27 protein-coding genes are annotated in these 16,878 nt (G+C 42.4%); 16 read left to right on the top strand and 11 right to left on the bottom strand.

What is annotated here, in order from left to right; genetic code table 11:
* From WAK81_RS12865 to WAK81_RS12855, 3 genes are all read left to right on the top strand, one after another.
* Positions 1-528, top strand: a 528-nt coding sequence (locus WAK81_RS12865) for a tyrosine-type recombinase/integrase (protein ID WP_422197320.1), incomplete at its 5' end; no start/stop codon positions are given.
* A gap of 113 nt (positions 529-641) precedes the next feature.
* Entirely contained in the window at positions 642-1,190 is a 549-nt protein-coding gene (locus WAK81_RS12860; RefSeq protein ID WP_075167519.1) for a hypothetical protein, read from the top strand.
* Positions 1,191-1,212: 22 nt separating this feature from the next.
* The gene (locus tag WAK81_RS12855; protein WP_171260926.1) at positions 1,213-1,386 is read left to right on the top strand and encodes a hypothetical protein; all 174 of its coding nucleotides are present in this window, start codon (positions 1,213-1,215) and stop codon (positions 1,384-1,386) included.
* 69 nt (positions 1,387-1,455) lie between these two features.
* On the opposite strand, the gene WAK81_RS12850 is transcribed toward WAK81_RS12855, so the two are convergent.
* The 11 genes from WAK81_RS12850 to WAK81_RS12800 all read right to left on the bottom strand — a co-directional run bounded on the left by WAK81_RS12850 (position 1,456) and on the right by WAK81_RS12800 (position 5,087).
* A complete protein-coding gene (locus WAK81_RS12850) occupies positions 1,456-1,686 on the bottom strand; it encodes a hypothetical protein (RefSeq protein ID WP_422197318.1) in 231 nt (76 codons plus the stop codon).
* On the bottom strand, positions 1,673-1,978 hold the full coding sequence (locus WAK81_RS12845; protein WP_180181194.1) for a hypothetical protein: 306 nt from the start codon (positions 1,976-1,978) through the stop codon (positions 1,673-1,675). Before WAK81_RS12845 ends, WAK81_RS12850 begins: the two co-directional genes overlap by 14 nt.
* The gene (locus WAK81_RS12840; protein ID WP_086044483.1) at positions 1,979-2,347 is read right to left on the bottom strand and encodes a hypothetical protein; all 369 of its coding nucleotides are present in this window, start codon (positions 2,345-2,347) and stop codon (positions 1,979-1,981) included.
* Positions 2,348-2,725: a hypothetical protein gene (locus tag WAK81_RS12835; RefSeq protein WP_422197315.1), complete on the bottom strand. Its 378-nt coding sequence runs from the start codon at positions 2,723-2,725 to the stop codon at positions 2,348-2,350.
* Between the two features lie 20 nt (positions 2,726-2,745).
* The gene (locus tag WAK81_RS12830; RefSeq protein WP_174893592.1) at positions 2,746-3,255 is read right to left on the bottom strand and encodes a hypothetical protein; all 510 of its coding nucleotides are present in this window, start codon (positions 3,253-3,255) and stop codon (positions 2,746-2,748) included.
* Positions 3,245-3,538 carry a pyocin activator PrtN family protein gene (locus WAK81_RS12825; protein WP_174893593.1) on the bottom strand — a complete coding sequence of 98 codons (294 nt, stop codon included), beginning with the start codon at positions 3,536-3,538 and terminating at the stop codon, positions 3,245-3,247. The genes WAK81_RS12830 and WAK81_RS12825 overlap by 11 nt, the downstream gene beginning before the upstream one ends.
* Positions 3,535-3,726, bottom strand: coding sequence for a hypothetical protein (locus WAK81_RS12820; RefSeq protein ID WP_075167512.1), 192 nt, complete (start codon positions 3,724-3,726; stop codon positions 3,535-3,537). The genes WAK81_RS12825 and WAK81_RS12820 overlap by 4 nt, the downstream gene beginning before the upstream one ends.
* Positions 3,726-3,887, bottom strand: coding sequence for a hypothetical protein (locus WAK81_RS12815; protein ID WP_314102808.1), 162 nt, complete (start codon positions 3,885-3,887; stop codon positions 3,726-3,728). The genes WAK81_RS12820 and WAK81_RS12815 overlap by 1 nt, the downstream gene beginning before the upstream one ends.
* Positions 3,887-4,048 carry a hypothetical protein gene (locus WAK81_RS12810; RefSeq protein ID WP_422197312.1) on the bottom strand — a complete coding sequence of 54 codons (162 nt, stop codon included), beginning with the start codon at positions 4,046-4,048 and terminating at the stop codon, positions 3,887-3,889. Before WAK81_RS12810 ends, WAK81_RS12815 begins: the two co-directional genes overlap by 1 nt.
* Positions 4,045-4,353: a hypothetical protein gene (locus WAK81_RS12805; protein ID WP_314102811.1), complete on the bottom strand. Its 309-nt coding sequence runs from the start codon at positions 4,351-4,353 to the stop codon at positions 4,045-4,047. The genes WAK81_RS12810 and WAK81_RS12805 overlap by 4 nt, the downstream gene beginning before the upstream one ends.
* Before the next feature lie 92 nt (positions 4,354-4,445).
* Positions 4,446-5,087 (bottom strand): LexA family protein, encoded by a 642-nt coding sequence (locus WAK81_RS12800; protein ID WP_214001929.1) that lies wholly within the window; start codon positions 5,085-5,087, stop codon positions 4,446-4,448.
* A gap of 99 nt (positions 5,088-5,186) precedes the next feature.
* Between WAK81_RS12800 and WAK81_RS12795 the strand changes: the two genes are divergently transcribed.
* The 13 genes from WAK81_RS12795 (at position 5,187) to WAK81_RS12735 (ending at position 16,833) form a co-directional block, all read left to right on the top strand.
* Positions 5,187-5,405, top strand: coding sequence for a Cro/CI family transcriptional regulator (locus WAK81_RS12795; protein ID WP_314102814.1), 219 nt, complete (start codon positions 5,187-5,189; stop codon positions 5,403-5,405).
* A 17-nt stretch (positions 5,406-5,422) separates the two neighbouring features.
* On the top strand, positions 5,423-5,911 hold the full coding sequence (locus WAK81_RS12790) for a phage regulatory CII family protein (protein ID WP_108675518.1): 489 nt from the start codon (positions 5,423-5,425) through the stop codon (positions 5,909-5,911).
* 21 nt (positions 5,912-5,932) lie between these two features.
* Entirely contained in the window at positions 5,933-6,838 is a 906-nt protein-coding gene (locus tag WAK81_RS12785) for a primase-helicase zinc-binding domain-containing protein (RefSeq protein WP_422197308.1), read from the top strand.
* Positions 6,835-8,622 (top strand): DUF5906 domain-containing protein, encoded by a 1,788-nt coding sequence (locus WAK81_RS12780; RefSeq protein WP_422197306.1) that lies wholly within the window; start codon positions 6,835-6,837, stop codon positions 8,620-8,622. Before WAK81_RS12785 ends, WAK81_RS12780 begins: the two co-directional genes overlap by 4 nt.
* Before the next feature lie 342 nt (positions 8,623-8,964).
* Positions 8,965-9,435 (top strand): hypothetical protein, encoded by a 471-nt coding sequence (locus tag WAK81_RS12775; protein ID WP_086044492.1) that lies wholly within the window; start codon positions 8,965-8,967, stop codon positions 9,433-9,435.
* Between the two features lie 178 nt (positions 9,436-9,613).
* A complete protein-coding gene (locus WAK81_RS12770) occupies positions 9,614-9,796 on the top strand; it encodes a hypothetical protein (protein ID WP_174893601.1) in 183 nt (60 codons plus the stop codon).
* The gene (locus WAK81_RS12765) at positions 9,771-10,358 is read left to right on the top strand and encodes an HNH endonuclease signature motif containing protein (protein ID WP_422197303.1); all 588 of its coding nucleotides are present in this window, start codon (positions 9,771-9,773) and stop codon (positions 10,356-10,358) included. The genes WAK81_RS12770 and WAK81_RS12765 overlap by 26 nt, the downstream gene beginning before the upstream one ends.
* Positions 10,359-10,449: 91 nt before the next feature.
* Positions 10,450-10,929, top strand: a complete 480-nt coding sequence (locus tag WAK81_RS12760; RefSeq protein WP_422197301.1) for a hypothetical protein — start codon at positions 10,450-10,452, stop codon at positions 10,927-10,929.
* A gap of 132 nt (positions 10,930-11,061) precedes the next feature.
* Entirely contained in the window at positions 11,062-11,577 is a 516-nt protein-coding gene (locus tag WAK81_RS12755; RefSeq protein WP_422197299.1) for a P27 family phage terminase small subunit, read from the top strand.
* Positions 11,578-11,587: 10 nt separating this feature from the next.
* A complete protein-coding gene (locus tag WAK81_RS12750) occupies positions 11,588-13,432 on the top strand; it encodes a terminase large subunit (protein WP_422197297.1) in 1,845 nt (614 codons plus the stop codon).
* On the top strand, positions 13,429-14,715 hold the full coding sequence (locus WAK81_RS12745; protein WP_422197295.1) for a phage portal protein: 1,287 nt from the start codon (positions 13,429-13,431) through the stop codon (positions 14,713-14,715). Before WAK81_RS12750 ends, WAK81_RS12745 begins: the two co-directional genes overlap by 4 nt.
* Positions 14,705-15,445, top strand: coding sequence for an HK97 family phage prohead protease (locus WAK81_RS12740; protein ID WP_422197293.1), 741 nt, complete (start codon positions 14,705-14,707; stop codon positions 15,443-15,445). Before WAK81_RS12745 ends, WAK81_RS12740 begins: the two co-directional genes overlap by 11 nt.
* A gap of 71 nt (positions 15,446-15,516) precedes the next feature.
* Positions 15,517-16,833: a phage major capsid protein gene (locus WAK81_RS12735; protein ID WP_422197291.1), complete on the top strand. Its 1,317-nt coding sequence runs from the start codon at positions 15,517-15,519 to the stop codon at positions 16,831-16,833.
* Positions 16,834-16,878: the final 45 nt, after the last annotated feature.

The following is a 16,878-nucleotide window of genomic DNA, read 5'->3' as shown; positions in this document are numbered from 1 at the left end:
AATCATTCCAGTGTGCCAATTCATCTGATCATGTGGCTGGATATTTACACAGGAAGACGGCTGGGTGAGTTATCACGGTTAAAAATTGAAAATTTTGATCGTGAACATAAAAAGTGGTATCTGGAAGCAGTGAAGCATCCAACCAAAAAAACGAATAATAAGTGGTTTGTAGTGTCAGACCAGGCATTAGAAATTATTGATCTGCTACTGCAGCCAGAGATCCGTAATCGTATGCTTAAACGTGGCGGTGATGAATCAATGCTGATTCCATGTCATGAAAACAATATTGCGAAGCAGTGGCAGAAAATCAAGAAACAGGCGGGTATCGATGACCTGCGCTTTCATGACCTACGGCATGAGGCTGCTACACGTTTGGCAGAACAGGGATTGACTATTCCACAGATTCAGCAATATACGCTACACGACGACTGGAATAGCCTTAAACGCTATGTAAATTTGGATATTATTCGAAAAGAATTATTAAATTATGAAGATGCTATTTTAATTGCTAGAAATCTAAAAGTTTAGTGAAAATTAAACTAAGGTAGATAATTACTAATAACAAATTAAGTTTTCAAATGTTATGTTTATAATAAGGTTTGTGGTAGTTCATTAAATTTTGATGTGAGATTTATTTTAAAATGAAAATTATTAATTTCGATTTAAGTGCTCTTCATGCAGTCCGTAAATACTGGATTGATAGTGCAAATACACTAGAGGGTTTATCTGATGACTCTATGGAATTAACTGAGCAATTATTCGATTTTATTGAACAAGGTCAATTGTTTGGGGAATATACTAATCGCGAAAATCTTAATACTTTTGTTGGGGTAGATATTGATGAAGATGGTTCTGTAGATGCTCTAGTGGAAGTGATTTATTCTCGTCGAGCGCGGATAAAGACTATCAAGATTATGGATATTTACTATAGCCCTACTATTGAAGCCAAAGACGATAAAGAATATGATAAGGCATGCGTGGATGTTTTGAAGTTTATTGTTGATGAATTTCTTAAAGCAACATCAGATTCAATCGGTGGTTCCACTAAGATCTATGCGCGCACAGATGTTTCATTAGACTTTCTTAATCAACTTCATCAGGCTATACAGCATACGCAAGCAAAGCTTGAAGATGCTGGTTTAGAAGTAAAACTCGAAGGTAAGCGCTGGCTTGCATTGCGTTTTAAATAATTCAGACGTTAAGGTGTTCACTATGGGTATTATTAAATTAACTAAAAACGAATATAAAAATAATCAAAGAGAAATTTCACGTTTGCTTGGTGATGCCATCACCACAGCAGCTACTCAAGTAGGCTCTATGCGTGGAGTCTTAACTGGTGACAAGCGTGAGTTAGTGACAAGTACAAACACCGACAAAGCAGCTTAGTAATAAGTTCTTTGACAAAAAAAGCCTAATTTTCATAATTGGGTTTTTTTTGTCTTTATAAAAAAGCCTCTATTTAGAGGCTTTTTCATCCAGCAACCGTGCAAGTAGTACTGCACCAGTCCGTATACGATTTGCCATTTTTGTGACATTGGCTTCGTCATAAGTGGCCATATTCTCCCTGAATTTTGGAAGTGGGGGACTCATACCTGCTTTCATGTATTCAGCATTAATATGAGACACAATGTGACCTTCTAGGCTGCGTTTAAAATTTGGGTCTTTAAGCATTTCAACATGAGTCATTGTCTGGCTCCATCTCAATTACTTCACCCGTAAATTCACGGGAGCCTGGAGTGGCAAATTTTTCAGTTGTTCCATATTCTTTTCGAAGGTAAGCATTAAAAAACTCTGGCTTATCCATTACGCGAAATCCATCTGGCAAGGCATCCTGAGCCTTTTTAAATATCAACTCAAGCGTAGATCGAGTAGGGTACTGGCCCACAGGAAGTGACATTGTGACGACTGCCTGTTGCCCAGATTCCTCTTCAACCGCATAAACCTTCATTTCGATTTCAATTGGTGCATTCATCTTCATTTACGCCACCATCGCCTTTTCTTTAATTTTATTGAAGGTCTTTGAATCAAGTTCTTTCTTGGCGACACTAAAGAAACGGATCGCCAGCTCCTGATCAGCAGCTTTATTTTTTTTCATGACCTTGGCATCTACGTCCAGCAATGAGATGGTCTGATTGACGCGGGTGCTCATGGTTTTGACTTCACTCAAATGAACATTGAACAGGGCAATACTGTTACCATTCGTGCATTTGTCTTTTGATTCGATTAAGCCTTCACGTTTTGCTTTGAGCTGGTCACGTAGATCCGTTAAATCATCACGACTGAATTGTTGGCTCAGTTGCAACGGGCTTTGGCTTAAAAGAGTTTCTTGTGCGTGTTCGAGTTTCATTTAGACAGCCTCCAGCTGCAGTAATTTAAATTCCAGATCAGCACAGCGCTGAGTCAATTCATTAAACAAGGATTGGCCATGAGCAAAGATATACAGACCAAATTCAGACATATTCAATAAAGCAGGATCATTCAGACTTCTTGTCTTAATTTGAAAAAGTTCTTCCTGGCTGATCAGTCCAAGATCCAAAAGCACTTTGTAATATGATTCCAGATCCTTGATAGCCACATTTACTTTCACATCAGATGGAGCACACCTAAAAGGCTGCCCGTTATAAAGTCTGCCAAAAACTCGACCATCTTCAATCTGGTCTATAGTGCCGCTGCCATAAAAAGGATGACCTGAAAATTCTGTACTGCTTTCAGAAATAAAATTCACAGTTACATGGTCGCCAGTATTCATACCGCCTCCAGTTTTAATAATCTGCGTTTCGCATTTTGAGCGCTGCTGTATTTACGCTGACACATAATGCACAGGTGATCATTACCATCTTTTCGGATGGAAAAAACCTGTTCCCCATGATGTTTGCAACGACCTTGAAACTTTTTAAGGCCCGCTTCAAACGCTTCTTTACGAGCATTTCGATTGAACAAAACCCGGCTTTCATCTGAAGATGTATCTGGAATAAAGACCGGCTCAACCTTGGGCTTTCTGCCTCTGGATTTGGCTTCTTTTTCCCGATGTTCGGCATGAGCCTGTTCGACACTGGCTGTCATGACATCTCTGAGCGTAAATTTAAAAGGCTGTATACCTTTTGCCTGGCATTCTTCGACATAGAGTGAACGGCCAAAACTGATTTGTTCGGGTTCTTCTTTTCCCTGGGCTTTTAAGAATTTGGCCACTTCAGCTTCCAGTGCTAAAGATTGTGCTTTTTTTGGAAAAATATCATGGTCCAGATTAGTGCGCATACTGACCTCCATTCATTGCTTTATGATCGTGTTGAGCCAATGCAGTCTGTCGGTCAATGTAGACAGCAAGGTCTGCTAAATTGACCATCCATGCAGCTTTATTACCTTCACCCATGCGCAAAACAGGAAAAGGTAGTTCTTGAGTGACAGCCTTGCGTTTTGCGATAACCATGCTCATTTGAGGAAAGAAATCTTTTACTACTGCTTCAAGTGAAACAGTAGGTGACATATAGCGAAGTACCAGCAACGTATAGGTCGGTAGAACAGCAGGTGTATTTTTCATTTCATCACCTTTAATTCAGTTTTAATGCGTTCAGCAGTGGCATGATCCACAGTAATTGGAACTGCATGATGGTCACGCATATGGAAAGAAACGATGTGAGTACCTGATTTTTGACGGAAGACCACATTGTTTAAATTACTTAAATTGATCATGTGAACATCATGATGAAGGTCGGTAATTTCTAGCATTAGCGTTTCTCCAATTTCTCAAATAACGCATCTGCTTGGGCTTTCAGGTTCTTTTGCAGCTTGTACGATTTGTAAAAAAATCCTGCTACTACAATGACCATGACAATCAAAGGTAGTGCAACAAAAAGAAAAGCAGTTACATGGCCAAGATGGATTTCCATTAAGAAACCTCCCGAATTGAAAGTAATGCAGCATCTAAATACTTGATTTCATCGGAGATACGATCTGGGTACTTCTCATTCATTTCTTTAAGCCAACATTCACAGCATTTTTCTGGATGATGTTCGCAGCCATCAATGTCCTGGCGTGGGGGATTGCTCATGCGGACTCCTCAATCATTTGGGAGCGGACGGCATGAGCAACTTTGTCTAGCCAGACAGCTTTTTCAGATAAGCAAATGAATTCGTAATCCAGGGCAGCATTGATAAATGCATTTGCCTGGGCAATTGCACTGTTAAATTCAAATGGACTATTCGCAGCAGCAATAGATTGAATGGCGCTTTGGATCTGAGTGATAGCCTTCGATTTGTAGAAATCAAAGTCTTGAATTTGTGGTTGTGCAAAGTCAGCAGCAAATAAGCGACTTGTCACGATTTGATCGAAGTTATTTTGATTTGAATTACGCATAAAAAAACCTACTGAGTAAAGTTTGTTTTTATAAACTAACTTTACTCAGTAGGAGTGTCAATAGAAAACTAACTAAAATTTGTTTTTAAGTATTAAATGAACTTTTTGCTAGGTTCAAATTTGCCTACATATTTCCCTTTGTATTCACAGTTTTCTTTAAGCTCAATAATATTGGGCTGAAAGTTTGGGTTCAGGGCTTGTAAGTACATGCGACTGTAATCCTTGACCAGGGCTTTAAATGTTGCTTCATCATCACATTGCGCCACTATCATTTCGCCAGTTTGAACATACTCAATTGGGATATCTGGATCGATACAAATATAATCGCCATCTTTAAAGTGTGGAGCGTTACTGATTCCACGTACTATCATATAGAAACTGTTTTTTCCTGCATTTGGTGGTGCTGGAAGCCATTGATCAATATCGAGTTTATTGACTGACTGCACATTAGTCCAATTGCCAGCTTGAACATCAGATAGTACTGGAAGCATTCTGGCCACTGGTCTGTAATCTTCAACATTCTCAGTATTCTGGACTTCACCATACATAATGAAGTCGATAGTTGTGTTTAGTGCTGGGGCTATAAATTGCAAGCTTTCTAATTTTGGCACGTTTACATCTTTTTCCCACAGAACTACTGCTGCATCGGAAACGTTTGCAATTTTTCCTAATGCCTTTTGGGTCAGCTTTTTTTCTTTACGCAATTTTTTAATTCTGCTGCCGATAGTGTTCATTTTTAAGTCCTTATCAAAAACTAACTTATATTAGCTATTGACCGGCAAACTAAACTCATATTAAATAATACTTACTTAAGTTAGTTTTTGGGTTGAGTTATGACTAGAGATGAAGCCATTCAATTATTAGATTGCAGCCTATCTGAGCTTGCAGATCGACTGGGTATTACAACTGCAGCAGTTGCAAAGTGGAATAAACAGCAGATTCCACGACTTCGTGAATATGAGATTAGAGCATTGGCTGAAGGACGTACTCCCTATGGGCTTCCAAGTGTTAAGCCAAATTTACCGAAAGTGTCTAACTCAATAAATGACTGATTATAGAGATTTTAAACATGAAGCTTAGTAGCCTTGAACGTCGTGATCGTACCGTAATGTCTTTAGAGATGGCATTAAAAGCAGCGGTATATACACCAAATGATGACAGCATGATGTCACGTATTGCCGAAAAGAATTGCTTCAACATTAATACATTTAGAAGCTCGTTAAACCCTTCGACTACTACCCATAAAGCCAACATTTACCATTTGGAAGCAGTTTTGGCAGAAACCAAAGATCCGCGAATTATGGACAGTATTTGTGCCATTCACGGCAAGGCTGCCTGGTTTGAATTGCCAGATCTGCATGAATTAACAGAAACGAATTTTCTGAAAAAAATTGGCAAATTAGCCAAAGAGCAGGGTGAGTTATCCCAGTCAATTGCTGAAGCTATTTCGGATAAAAGCATTTGTTCAGATGAATATGATGTCATTCATAAAGACGTAATGGATCTGATCCGTGTCGCGCTGACCTTGCTGGCCATGGTCGAAAGTCATAAAGATTAATTTATATTTGTTGGGGTCGCTGTGAGTAAACCAAAATTTCAACTAGATGACGTAAAGGCGCATGCACGTGGTAAATGGGACATGATTTTCCCTCAGTTTGCCATTGCCATGCCACCTAAAAAGCGTCATGCACCTTGTCCCGCCTGTGGTGGTTCAGACCGGTTCCGTTATGACGATAAAAAAGAAATGGGTGATTTCTATTGTAACGGATGTGGAGCTGGTGACGGCTTCGAGCTGATTTCACGCTGTACCCATCTTTCTTTTCCACAAGTCCTGGAAGAAGTGGCTGCTATCGTCGGACTGACAGCTGATACTAAAATCACCGATGCTGACCGTAAACGCTGGAAAAAAGAAGCCGATATGCGTGAGCGTATTCGCCTGGAAGAAGAAGCAAAGATCCAGAAAAATGCTGCACGTAAAGCACAAAGCCTGTGGCGTAGCACCCATCAAGGCAGTGAATGTGCTTATCTGGAGCGCAAGAAAGTGCCAAATTTTGGCTGTTTGATCAATCATGAAGGTGACTTGATTGTTCCCTTATTTGATGAAAATGGCGAAATGTGGAACCTGCAGTACATCAAATATGATGGTGAAAAAACTTTCCTGAAAGGTGGTCGCGTGAAAGGCTGCTTTCACTTTATTGGCACTGTCGAGCTGCAAGATCCGGTCATCTGTATTGCAGAAGGTTATGCCACTGCTGCATCTATTCATTTGGCCACAGGCTATCCAGTCGCGGTGGCATTTAATGCCGGCAACCTGCTTCCAGTGGGGATGGCCATCCAGAAAAATAACCCTCATGCACGCTTGATCTATTGCGCGGACGATGACTCGGCCAAAGAGAATACCGGCCTAAATTGCGCTAATGAAGCTGTGGCTGTAACGGGCGGTATCGTTCTATTGCCAGAATTTAAACAAGGAGCAGCTGCATGAATGAATCACAGCACATGACACAGCCACATTCATATACTGACTTTAATGACCTTCACGTGAATTTCGGATTGGGGGAGGTGAAGGCACAAATCGAATCAGCACTTTCATCTTTGACTTTTTCCCCCGCACCCCCTAACAACTTCGACAACAATTTTCAGGGGCAAAATCCCGAAATTGAAGAAATTCCTGTTGTTGAGCCAAGTGGGGAGGCGGGTATTTCGCAGGGAAATACTGTACGTGGTGAACTAACACCTGAAGAACAAATGGAAAAATGGCTTGCACGTTTCTGTTTGATTGAAAGTGAAACCAATGTCTGGGATGACTATGGCAAAAAGATCTGGAAGAAAAATGCCTTTCAGACTCTGCTCGGTAGCAAGAAAATCTTTGACCAGTGGAATAGCCACCCTAAACGTAAGACGATTTCATCTGATGACGCGAATGGTCGTGCAACTGGGGAAAGTCATGCCAAGGCTAAGGAGATGATTGAGCGTTTCATTATGCTGGAAGGTAAAAAGGCATGTTGGGATACCTATCGTCGTGAACTCGTCGGCACTGATGTGATGAAGGAAAACTGGGCCGGAGCATATGATATGTGGGCCAAGTCTAGAGAAAAACGCATGATCTGGCATGAAGACCTTGTGTTTGTACCATCTATGCATATCACTGAAGGGCAAATTAATACCTATGATGGTATGGAAATCTCACCTCTGCTAGATGCTCAGAATCAAATTATTCAGCAGGGCGAAGCATTTGAAAGCTGTACACCTATTATTCACTTAGTGAAGTTTCTGTGTGGTAAAGAAACAGAAGCATATGTATGGCTAATGAAGTGGTTGGCTTATCCTTTACAGCATCCAGGCGCAAAAATGAATACATCTATTTTGCTGTGTAGTGCTGTACAAGGTTCAGGTAAATCCCTGTTCTTTGAAAAGATAATGACAAAGATCTATGGTGATAAATACTCTGTCACTTTGGGGCAAAATGGTCTTGAATCCATTTATACCGATTGGGCTGAAAGAAAGCTTTATTGTCTCTTTGAAGAAATATTTAACAATAAGTCCAAGTTCGGCATGATGGGTCTGATCAAACATATGATCACTGGTGAAAAGATCCGGATTGAGAAAAAGTTTATGTCGGGTTATTCGCAAAATAACCACATTAACTGTGTATTTTTATCCAATGAAGTGCAGCCTCTGGCTATTGAAGAGCGTGATCGAAGATTCCTGGTACTGGAACCAAATCAGAAGCTCGGTCATAAATTGAAGGGTTTGGTTGAACAGTGTCTTGAGCCAGACAGTAATGCCATCAATGCATTTTATACCTATCTGTTATCGATGGATCTAAGTGACTTTACCCCTTATACAGAACCACCAATGACTAAAGCTAAACAGAAAATCATTCAGTTTGGTTTGCCAGGATGGAAATTATTTTTAGATGATTGGCGTGGCGGTATGTTAGAGCATCCATTTGTCTGTTGTCTTTCGGATGATTTGTATATGGCCTATCGGCAGTGGTGTCATAAAAATGGGGAGAAATCCATTCCCTCCAACAAGTTTTTAAACTTAATTGCTTCCGAGCGTGTCGTGGCCAAAGGACATGGACGGATCTATGAGGATGTTGTCACTGGAGCTGGCTATCAGGAAAAGCGAAAAGAGGTGCAAAGGCGCATGATTTTTACTGAGAATCCCCCGAAGGATGTGAAACAAGCTGAATGGCTTAGTGGACAAGTAAAAGAATTTCGTGCTAAGTTAAAAGGAGATCAGGATGTTCCTAACGTACTATAAAATATCAATAATTGTTACGGGTGTTACGGGTCTGTTACGGGCTAAATCGCAACCCCGTAACACTGTCAAAGCCTTACCAACTCTATCTTTCAGGCACCCTGTTACGGCTGTTACGGGCTTATGCACACGCGCGCACGGGAAGAAAATTTCATTATCTAATATATTTATTCAAATTATGAATGAATGTATTTTCCCGCGCGTGAGAAAAAACCCCCGTAACACTCGTAACACCCGTAACAACCCTTGTTTTTATTACATTTATTATTTGTTTACCCGTAACAACCCCGTAACTAATAGACCTTTACCCGTAACAAAGCAATAAATCAACAAGGAATGTGAATTATGGAAAAGTATTTACGCTTATTAAATCCTAAAACAACCAACTTTGATTCGACTGGTGGTGGCAACCATGGAGCTTTGACTGCACAGGATGTATGTGTTGCACTGAGCTATGCCAAGCTTTCCCCACTGCAAGATAACCTGGTACGTCTCAAATCCTTGAATGCGAATACACTGGAAAATGTAGACTCATTCAGTAAATTGCTTACACCGCGATATAAAAGCGTCCTTGAACATCATCAAATTGCAATGGAGTACCATGTGCCTGTGATCCGTACTGCATTGGTCGAGTTCTGCATGGTTCCAGCAAGTTATAAACCTTCTGTCCGTAATCGTGCTCTGTTCGCTGGTGTTCATCATCTGGTTGTTCATCGCTATTTGAATCAAGCTATTCACGCCATTCTGATTGACTTACAAGACGAGCATGCAGCAGCTGCTAAACGCATTTCTTTTCAGCTCTCAAAAACTAACTAAAATTTGTATTTGACACTGAAACAGATTTAAGTTAGTTTTCTCCATAATGAATAACTGTATCTAGCAAGTAATTGAATTTAGCGCTGTAACTTCCCTAAGAGCCGAAAGGCTCTTTTTTTATGGCTGTATGTCTGGCGTGGGACTGGGCATACAGTTCTTTTTAAAAGGAATTGGTTCAATGGGGCAATTAGTTCGAATCCAGGTGGAGTTGACTACACGTCGAGTGTTGCTACTTACTGCGCTGGATGCAGTCGATAAGATCATTCATCTGAAGATCACAGATAAATTACGCAATAAGATTCTTAATCGTTCAATCAAATTGGTTCCAGTGGATCATGAAGAAAGCACCTCAGAAAGCTAAACGACCTTGTTCGTATCAAGCATGCAGCGGTTACGCAACCAATCAAGGCTATTGCGATAAACATCAAGGCAAGATCAAACAGCGTGATCGTGATCGCGGTACGGCTCACCAGCGTGGCTATGATGCCCGTTGGGAGAAAGAACGCACAGTGTTCCTTGAGTCGAATCCGTTGTGTGTCGATCACAAGAAGCGTGGATACATCGAAGTTGCAACCGTGGTCGATCACATTGTTCCGCACAAAGGTGATAAGAAACTCTTCTGGGATAAAGACAACTGGCAGCCGCTGTGCAAGCCATGTCATGACCGCAAGACAGCAACAGAAGATCGTGGTGCATGGGTGCCACAGTACACACCAAGCAAAGCAAACCTGAACAGCATCAACCCATTCTTTGCGGGTGATCAAGTCCAGGCAACGACTGGTGTGGCCTTTGAGACCATGCAATGCAGTGAATACGATATCTTCACGGTGATTGAATCAGACAGCAAATCCATTGTTGTGAAAGACTTTGATGAATGGACACATCGCTTGCATCATTCGCATTTCAAGAAAGCAGAAGCCTAACCCTTTCGTACTCTCCACAAGTGAACGGAACTAAGCAGCTCACCTTCGGGTGGGCTGCTTTGCTTTACAACAATAAAAATAAGGAATTGAAATGAAGCATGAAGAATTTAAGAAAGTTGTAGAAAGCTTACCAAGTTACCAACGTCTCTCATTCATTCACGGTGAACGGTTGTTCATTCGTGATGCAGACGGCTATCGGATTGTAAGTATTCAAGCATTGTATGAGCTGGCATCACGACCGGTTGGAATGATCGTTACAGCAGAGATACTAACAAAAGAACAGCGTGAAAAATTGCTTACTGAACTTGTTGAAATAGATACCACGGCATTGGGTGATGGTGAGCCGAAGTCAATCATCGTTCCACTAACTAAACCTTCTGCACCAACATCATTCGCCGCTGGTGGTTTGATACCTGTTCCACCATTGGTTCCGTGTCCACTATTGGATCTTAAGTATTCAGGGATTAATGACCATGATGATGCATTGACTGATGGTCAGGTCTGGGTCGCCATTGGAATAATGATTTTAATAATTTTAATTATTTCATTTTGCGCTTTTCCTAGTCCTTGAAGGGGATAGGGGGTCAAAAGTCGAAAAGTGTCGCTTATAAAAGACCGCCCCCCCGTCAAATTTATACATGGTCAAAATTCCATAGGGGGGTATACCTCCAGATTTTATGAAGTTTTACTTTTGGAGGTTCCTATGACAGCAGGACGACCGGCCAAATCATTGCAAGAAAAGATTTTAAGCGGTGCACGGATTCGTGAAGACCGCGATGCAGATGCTCAAGTGGCAAATGCAGCAGTAGATTTGGGAATGCCCCCTTGCCCACGATGGATCAAGGGGGCGGCAAAAAAACACTGGGACGTATTAGGCCCAAAACTGGTTCAGGCCGGTTTACTGAGTGTGGTGGATGGCGATGTCTTTGGCCTTCACTGCGACAACATTGCAGCCTATGAGCAGGTTTCTGAAAAGCTCGAAAAAATAGATGACTGGATTTCTACAACCCCGAATGGTTTTGAAGTTCAGGCCGCCTGGCTCCAGGTGCGAAATAAACTGCAAGAATTGATTATTAAAACTGCTCGGGAATTCGGCTTAACGCCAGCTGCCCGTTCAAGTGTCAAAGTGGATAAGGCAAAGCAGCTCAGTTTATTGGGTGCGGACCAATCCACGAATGCAGACAACGACCCATATGCGGGATATATGCCACGTTCATAAGTGAGTTTCTATGCGTGATTATTTTAAAATCGCGCTCCAGTACTGCCATGACGTGCGATCCGGAGTGCGTACTGCAGGTCAGTTAGAAAAACTTGCGGCCAAACGCTTCTTAAGTGATTTAACCCGTTCAGGTTATCCAGTGGTATCGGACGATCCTGAACTTGAAGAACTGTTAAAAACGCTGAAAGTTGGTACCAAACCGGCCGATATTCATTTCGATTATACGTTTGACATTGAAAGCGCCAGACATGCCTGTTTTTTCATTGAAACCTGTCCACATACGACAGGTACCCTGGCAAAAATCCAGCCGAATGGTTTGCGGCATATGTTGGTCATGGAGCCATGGCAAGTATTCATTACGGTCAATATCTTTGGCTGGTTGAACACGGAAGGGCTACGACGATTCATTTACTTCTATATTGAGGTGGCCAAGAAAAATGGGAAATCTACATGGATTGCAGCCGTCGCCCTATATATGGCTTTTGTCGATGGTGAGCCGGGGGCTGAAGTATATTCGGCTGCCACTTCGCGGGAACAGGCCAATATCATTTTCGGTACCGCCAAGACGATGGTGGATTACTCACCGTTTATGCGTCAGCGTTTTGGTATCGAAACAGCGCAATATTCTATTTTTCAGTCGTCTAGCAACTCGGTCTTTAAGGCGTTATCTCAAGATCGGGGTGGGACTAAGGATGGCTTGAACGTTCATATGGGCGTGATCGATGAATTACATGCCCATAAAGATTCAAGCATGTATGACATTGTTGCCGATGGTATTGCAGCACGGGATCAGCCACTGGTCGGGGCAATCAGTACCGCCGGTGATGACAACCTGGGCGTGTGTTACCGCGAACGTTCAACGGTAGAAAACGTATTACGTGGCAAGGCCAAGCATGAGCAGTACTTCGGTATGATTTTCTGCCTTGACCGGGGTGATGACTGGAAGGACCCGAAAAACTGGCCAAAAGCCAATCCAAACTACGGTATTTCGGTCACGACCAATTATCTGGAAGCGAAATTCAAGAAAGTCTTGATTTCCCCATCGTCTGAAGCCTTTTTCCGGCAAAAACATTTGAATGAATGGGTCGGGGCATTAAACGGATGGATCTCACCTTCGGTCTGGGAACGTTGCTACAAAGATGTGAAATTAAAAGAGCTGAATGGCCAGATCCGCTTCGGTGGTTACGACTTGGCCAGCCGACTGGATTTGGCATGTTGGGGTGAATTGATTCCGCGTATGGAACCTGACGGCAAGATCCATTGGTATGCCTTTGTGCATTCTTATATCAATGAGCGTGTCTTGGAAACCAAAGAAGCCATTAACGGTGAAAAACGTCCAGATGAATATCCGGTATGGCATGACAACGGTTGGCTGATCGCCACACCAGGTGAATCTACCGATTACAAACGCATTCAGCGTGATATTGAAGATGCCCATGTCAAGAATCCGTTTTATGAAATTGGGCACGATCCATATCATGCGGAGCAGTTGACCGCGAACCTACTGGATGAAGGTGTCAATGTCGTTGAAGTGCCGCAAAAAACTGAGCATTTAAGTCCGGCCATGCGCTGGATTGAAGTGTTGATGGCCGAAGGTCGTTTTCATCACTGTGGTGATCCGTTATTTACCTGGTGTGCAACCAACGTTGTAGTGAAAGAAGACGCTAAGGAAAACATTTTCCCGCGAAAGATTTCATCTGCGAAAAAGATTGATGCCATGGTGGCAATCATCATTGCTGCCTCACGTGCGCGTTTTCATGATGATGAATCGGTATTCGATTTAGTGCCTGGTGAAGGTGGGGATGAATGGGATGCAGATGAATATATTTCAAATATGGTGGTAGTGAGACGATGAGTGCAAAAATTGCTAAACAACGTGTAATGGCATGCATCGATCATGATGCTGCCAGAGCGAAAGTTGTGGATAAATCGAAAAAGATCCACAGTCGGAGTACAGGTCCTGCGGGACCTAAAAAGGGGAAATTAAGCGATTCTCCAAAAAGTATCAGCCGAATTGCAAGTACCGCCACATTTGACCGGGCTATGACACTGAGTGCAGTTTTTGCCTGTCATAAAATCCTGGCTGAAACCGTGGCAAGCTTGCCACTTGAAATGTTCATGTTTGATTCCAAGCGCAATCGTTCCCAGATTTTTGATCATCAACTGGCCAAGCTGTTTCGGAATAAGCCGAATGATGACCAGACCAACGTTGAATTCAAAGAAACCTTGATGCTGAACCTCATGGGTGGAAATGCTTACGTTCGAAAGTATTACTATCACAAAGAGCTGAATCAGCTTGTGGTGATAAACAATGCTTCAGTCGATCCAAGGCTGAATGATCAAGGCAAAAAGGAATATCACATCACCCACTTTGACGGTAAAAAAGAGATTTTGACCGACAAAGAAATCTGGCATCTCAAGTTATTCGGTACCGGTTTAGTGGGGATGTCACCTTTGGCATATGGGGCGCGTTCTATTGGCATCGGTTTAGCCGCTGACGATAAAGTTGGTCGCGTGATGGAAAATGGCGCGAAACCATCTGGTGCACTGAGTACCGATAAAACGCTGAAACAAGCTCAACGAGATGCATTGCGTCAAGAAATGACCGCGATGGTTGAAGGTGAAGACTGGTTCTTGCCAGTGCTCGAAGGTGGTTTGAAATTTGAACAAATCAGTCTTACGCCTGAAGATATCGAATTGTTATCTACTCGTCAGTTTACCGTTGAAGAAGTTTGTCGTTTTTATGGGGTGCCAAGCGTTCTGATTAATGACACTAACGGATCGACCACATGGGGCAGCGGAATATTTGAACTTGTAGAAGCCTTTTATAAGTTTGGATTGCGTCCTTATTTTGAGCGTATTGAAGAATCAGCGCGTTTGAACTTGTTGGATCGTGCTGATTGGGATGACTACGAATTTGAGTTCAAGATCAAAGATCTGCTTCGTGCTTCATTTACAGCCCGGGTCGCAAATAATAAAACTTTGATCGAAAGTGGCCAGAAAACTATTAATGAAATCCGTCGTGATGAAGGTGATTTACCACTTGATTGGGGTGATCAGCCTTTAGTCGCAGCCAATTTAATAACCCTTGATCGTGTCGTGAAAGGGCAAACAGGGGGTAGAACCAATGAATCGTGAAGCATTGCGGCATGAGTTAAAAATGTTGCTCGCTCGAAATCATAAAAATTTGCCAAATGTTGAAATGCGGTTTGTACCGTTTCAGGATTTGGAAATCCGTGTTGAAGCAGATCAGGACCCGAATAAGCCTTTTCGTTTTGAAGGCTATGCAGTGAAATGGGATAGCGTCAACAGCCATGGTGAAAAGTTTCAGCAGGGTGCATTTTCAGACTATATCAATGCAGTGAAAGTCGGTACTCAACGTTGTCATATGTATTACAACCACGGTTGGAGCTTGGTTTATATCAATCCCAAGTTTGCAATGCGAACCGGGAAATGGGTTGAACTGGAAGAAGATGACATTGGCTTAAAAGTGGTGGGCGAAGTCACACCAGGCATGAGCCTTTCAAATGATATGGAGGCCATGATTAAGCATGGCACTATTGATGGTCTATCCATCGCTTTTCATGCTCCAGCCGATATGGATGTTGAATATTTTGATGACCATGTGCTGATCAAGCGTGTCGGGTTGTATGAAATCAGTGTTTGTGATGAACCAAGTGACCGAAATGCACGTTTAAGCGATACAGATCTGCGGAACATTGAAACCGAAGAAGATCTGAAAAAATATCTAAAACGCTTCAATTTGGATGATGCCATGGCTGATCAACTGATTCAGCGTGTGCAGACTTTAGGACAGCCACCTGAGCCGAAAAAAGATCCATTGGCAGCACTTGCCTGGGTTCAGTAAACCACATTTTTTAAAACTTACTTAAACACATGACCGCCCTTGAGGCGGTTTTTTCTTGCAAGGAAAAAAATATGAATTCACGTTTAAATCCATCCGCTGCGGCAGTTATGGCACTTGGTATGGGGGCAGCTTTTGCTACAGCATCAACACCAATTTATCTACGTAATACTCAAGGCGAGTCAATGGAAGAATTGGGCAAGCAGCTCAAAGATAAATTGGCAAAGCTGGATACTATGCTGGAAGAACGTCAACAGCGAATGGCTAATTTGACGGCTGAAGAAAAGCAGGATCTGGAAACTCGTTCAAAAGAGATCAAGGATCTGTCTGCGAAGGTTGAGCAGCTGCAGACTGATCTGGTTAATCAGGCCAAAACCCGTACGAAACAAGAAGCAGATACCATTGCAGGTATTTTGATTCGTAACACCGAATCAATCGAAATTGCAAAAACCATGCTGGAAAAGCGTCAAAAGAACACATCAGTATCTTTTGAGGGGGTGAAAGCACGAAATATCGTGACTTTGGGTAGCCTGGGTGAAAACTACCAGTATGCAAAAAATGACCTAAATCGTGTGCCGTTTCAGCCATTAAGTCTGGTTGATCTGATTAGCTGGGCACCATTAACCAATGACATCGTAACGTTATTGCGTGAAACAGCATACGATTTGATGGCTGATATTGTACCGGAAGGTGAAGAAAAGCCGGAATCAGGTCTCGAATTTGGCCCATTGGTACTGAACGTAGGTGTGATTGCACACTGGATTAAGGTATCAAATCAGGTCTTGGCAGATATGCCAATGCTGGCCAGCTATATTGAAACCCGTTTAGCTTATGGTATTCGTTATAAACTTGAATACTTTGTGGTCAATGGTCATATTCCAGCAGCTGGCCAGCCGAAAAACTTCAGCGGTCTAATGGAAGCAGGCAACCATGACACTGTGGCTGTAGATGCCGGTGATACAGCACTTGATGTGTTGAACAAAGCGAAATACAAAGCTGCATTGTCATTCCTGCAGCCTGAATGCTATGTATTAAACCCGCAGGATTGGGGTGATATTGAGCGCTTAAAAGGTTCTGATGGTCACTACATCATTGGTGTGCCGACAGGAACTGGTGTTCAGGCGTACTTATGGGGACTTCCAGTCCGTTTCAGTCCTGTACAGGCTTTAGGCAAATACTGGTGTGGTAACTTATCAATTGGTTTTGATGGTTACATTCGTGAAGATGTGGATACGCAAGTATCACTTGAAGATGGTGACAACTTCCGTAAAAACCTTGCTACTGTCCGTTCAGAAATGCGTGCAGCTGGTGGTGTGATCGTGCCAGATGCTAACGTTGCCGGTGATCTTCCAGAAGTCGTTGCTCCAGTTGTAGATCCAACCGATCCTTAATTGGTTAATGTGAAAAAAGCCCTCATTTGAGGGCTTTTTTTATAC

Origin of the sequence: Acinetobacter sp., from assembly GCF_049284435.1 — a bacterium.
Lineage (GTDB): Bacteria > Pseudomonadota > Gammaproteobacteria > Pseudomonadales > Moraxellaceae > Acinetobacter.
This window is presented reverse-complemented; position numbering and strand designations above follow the sequence as displayed.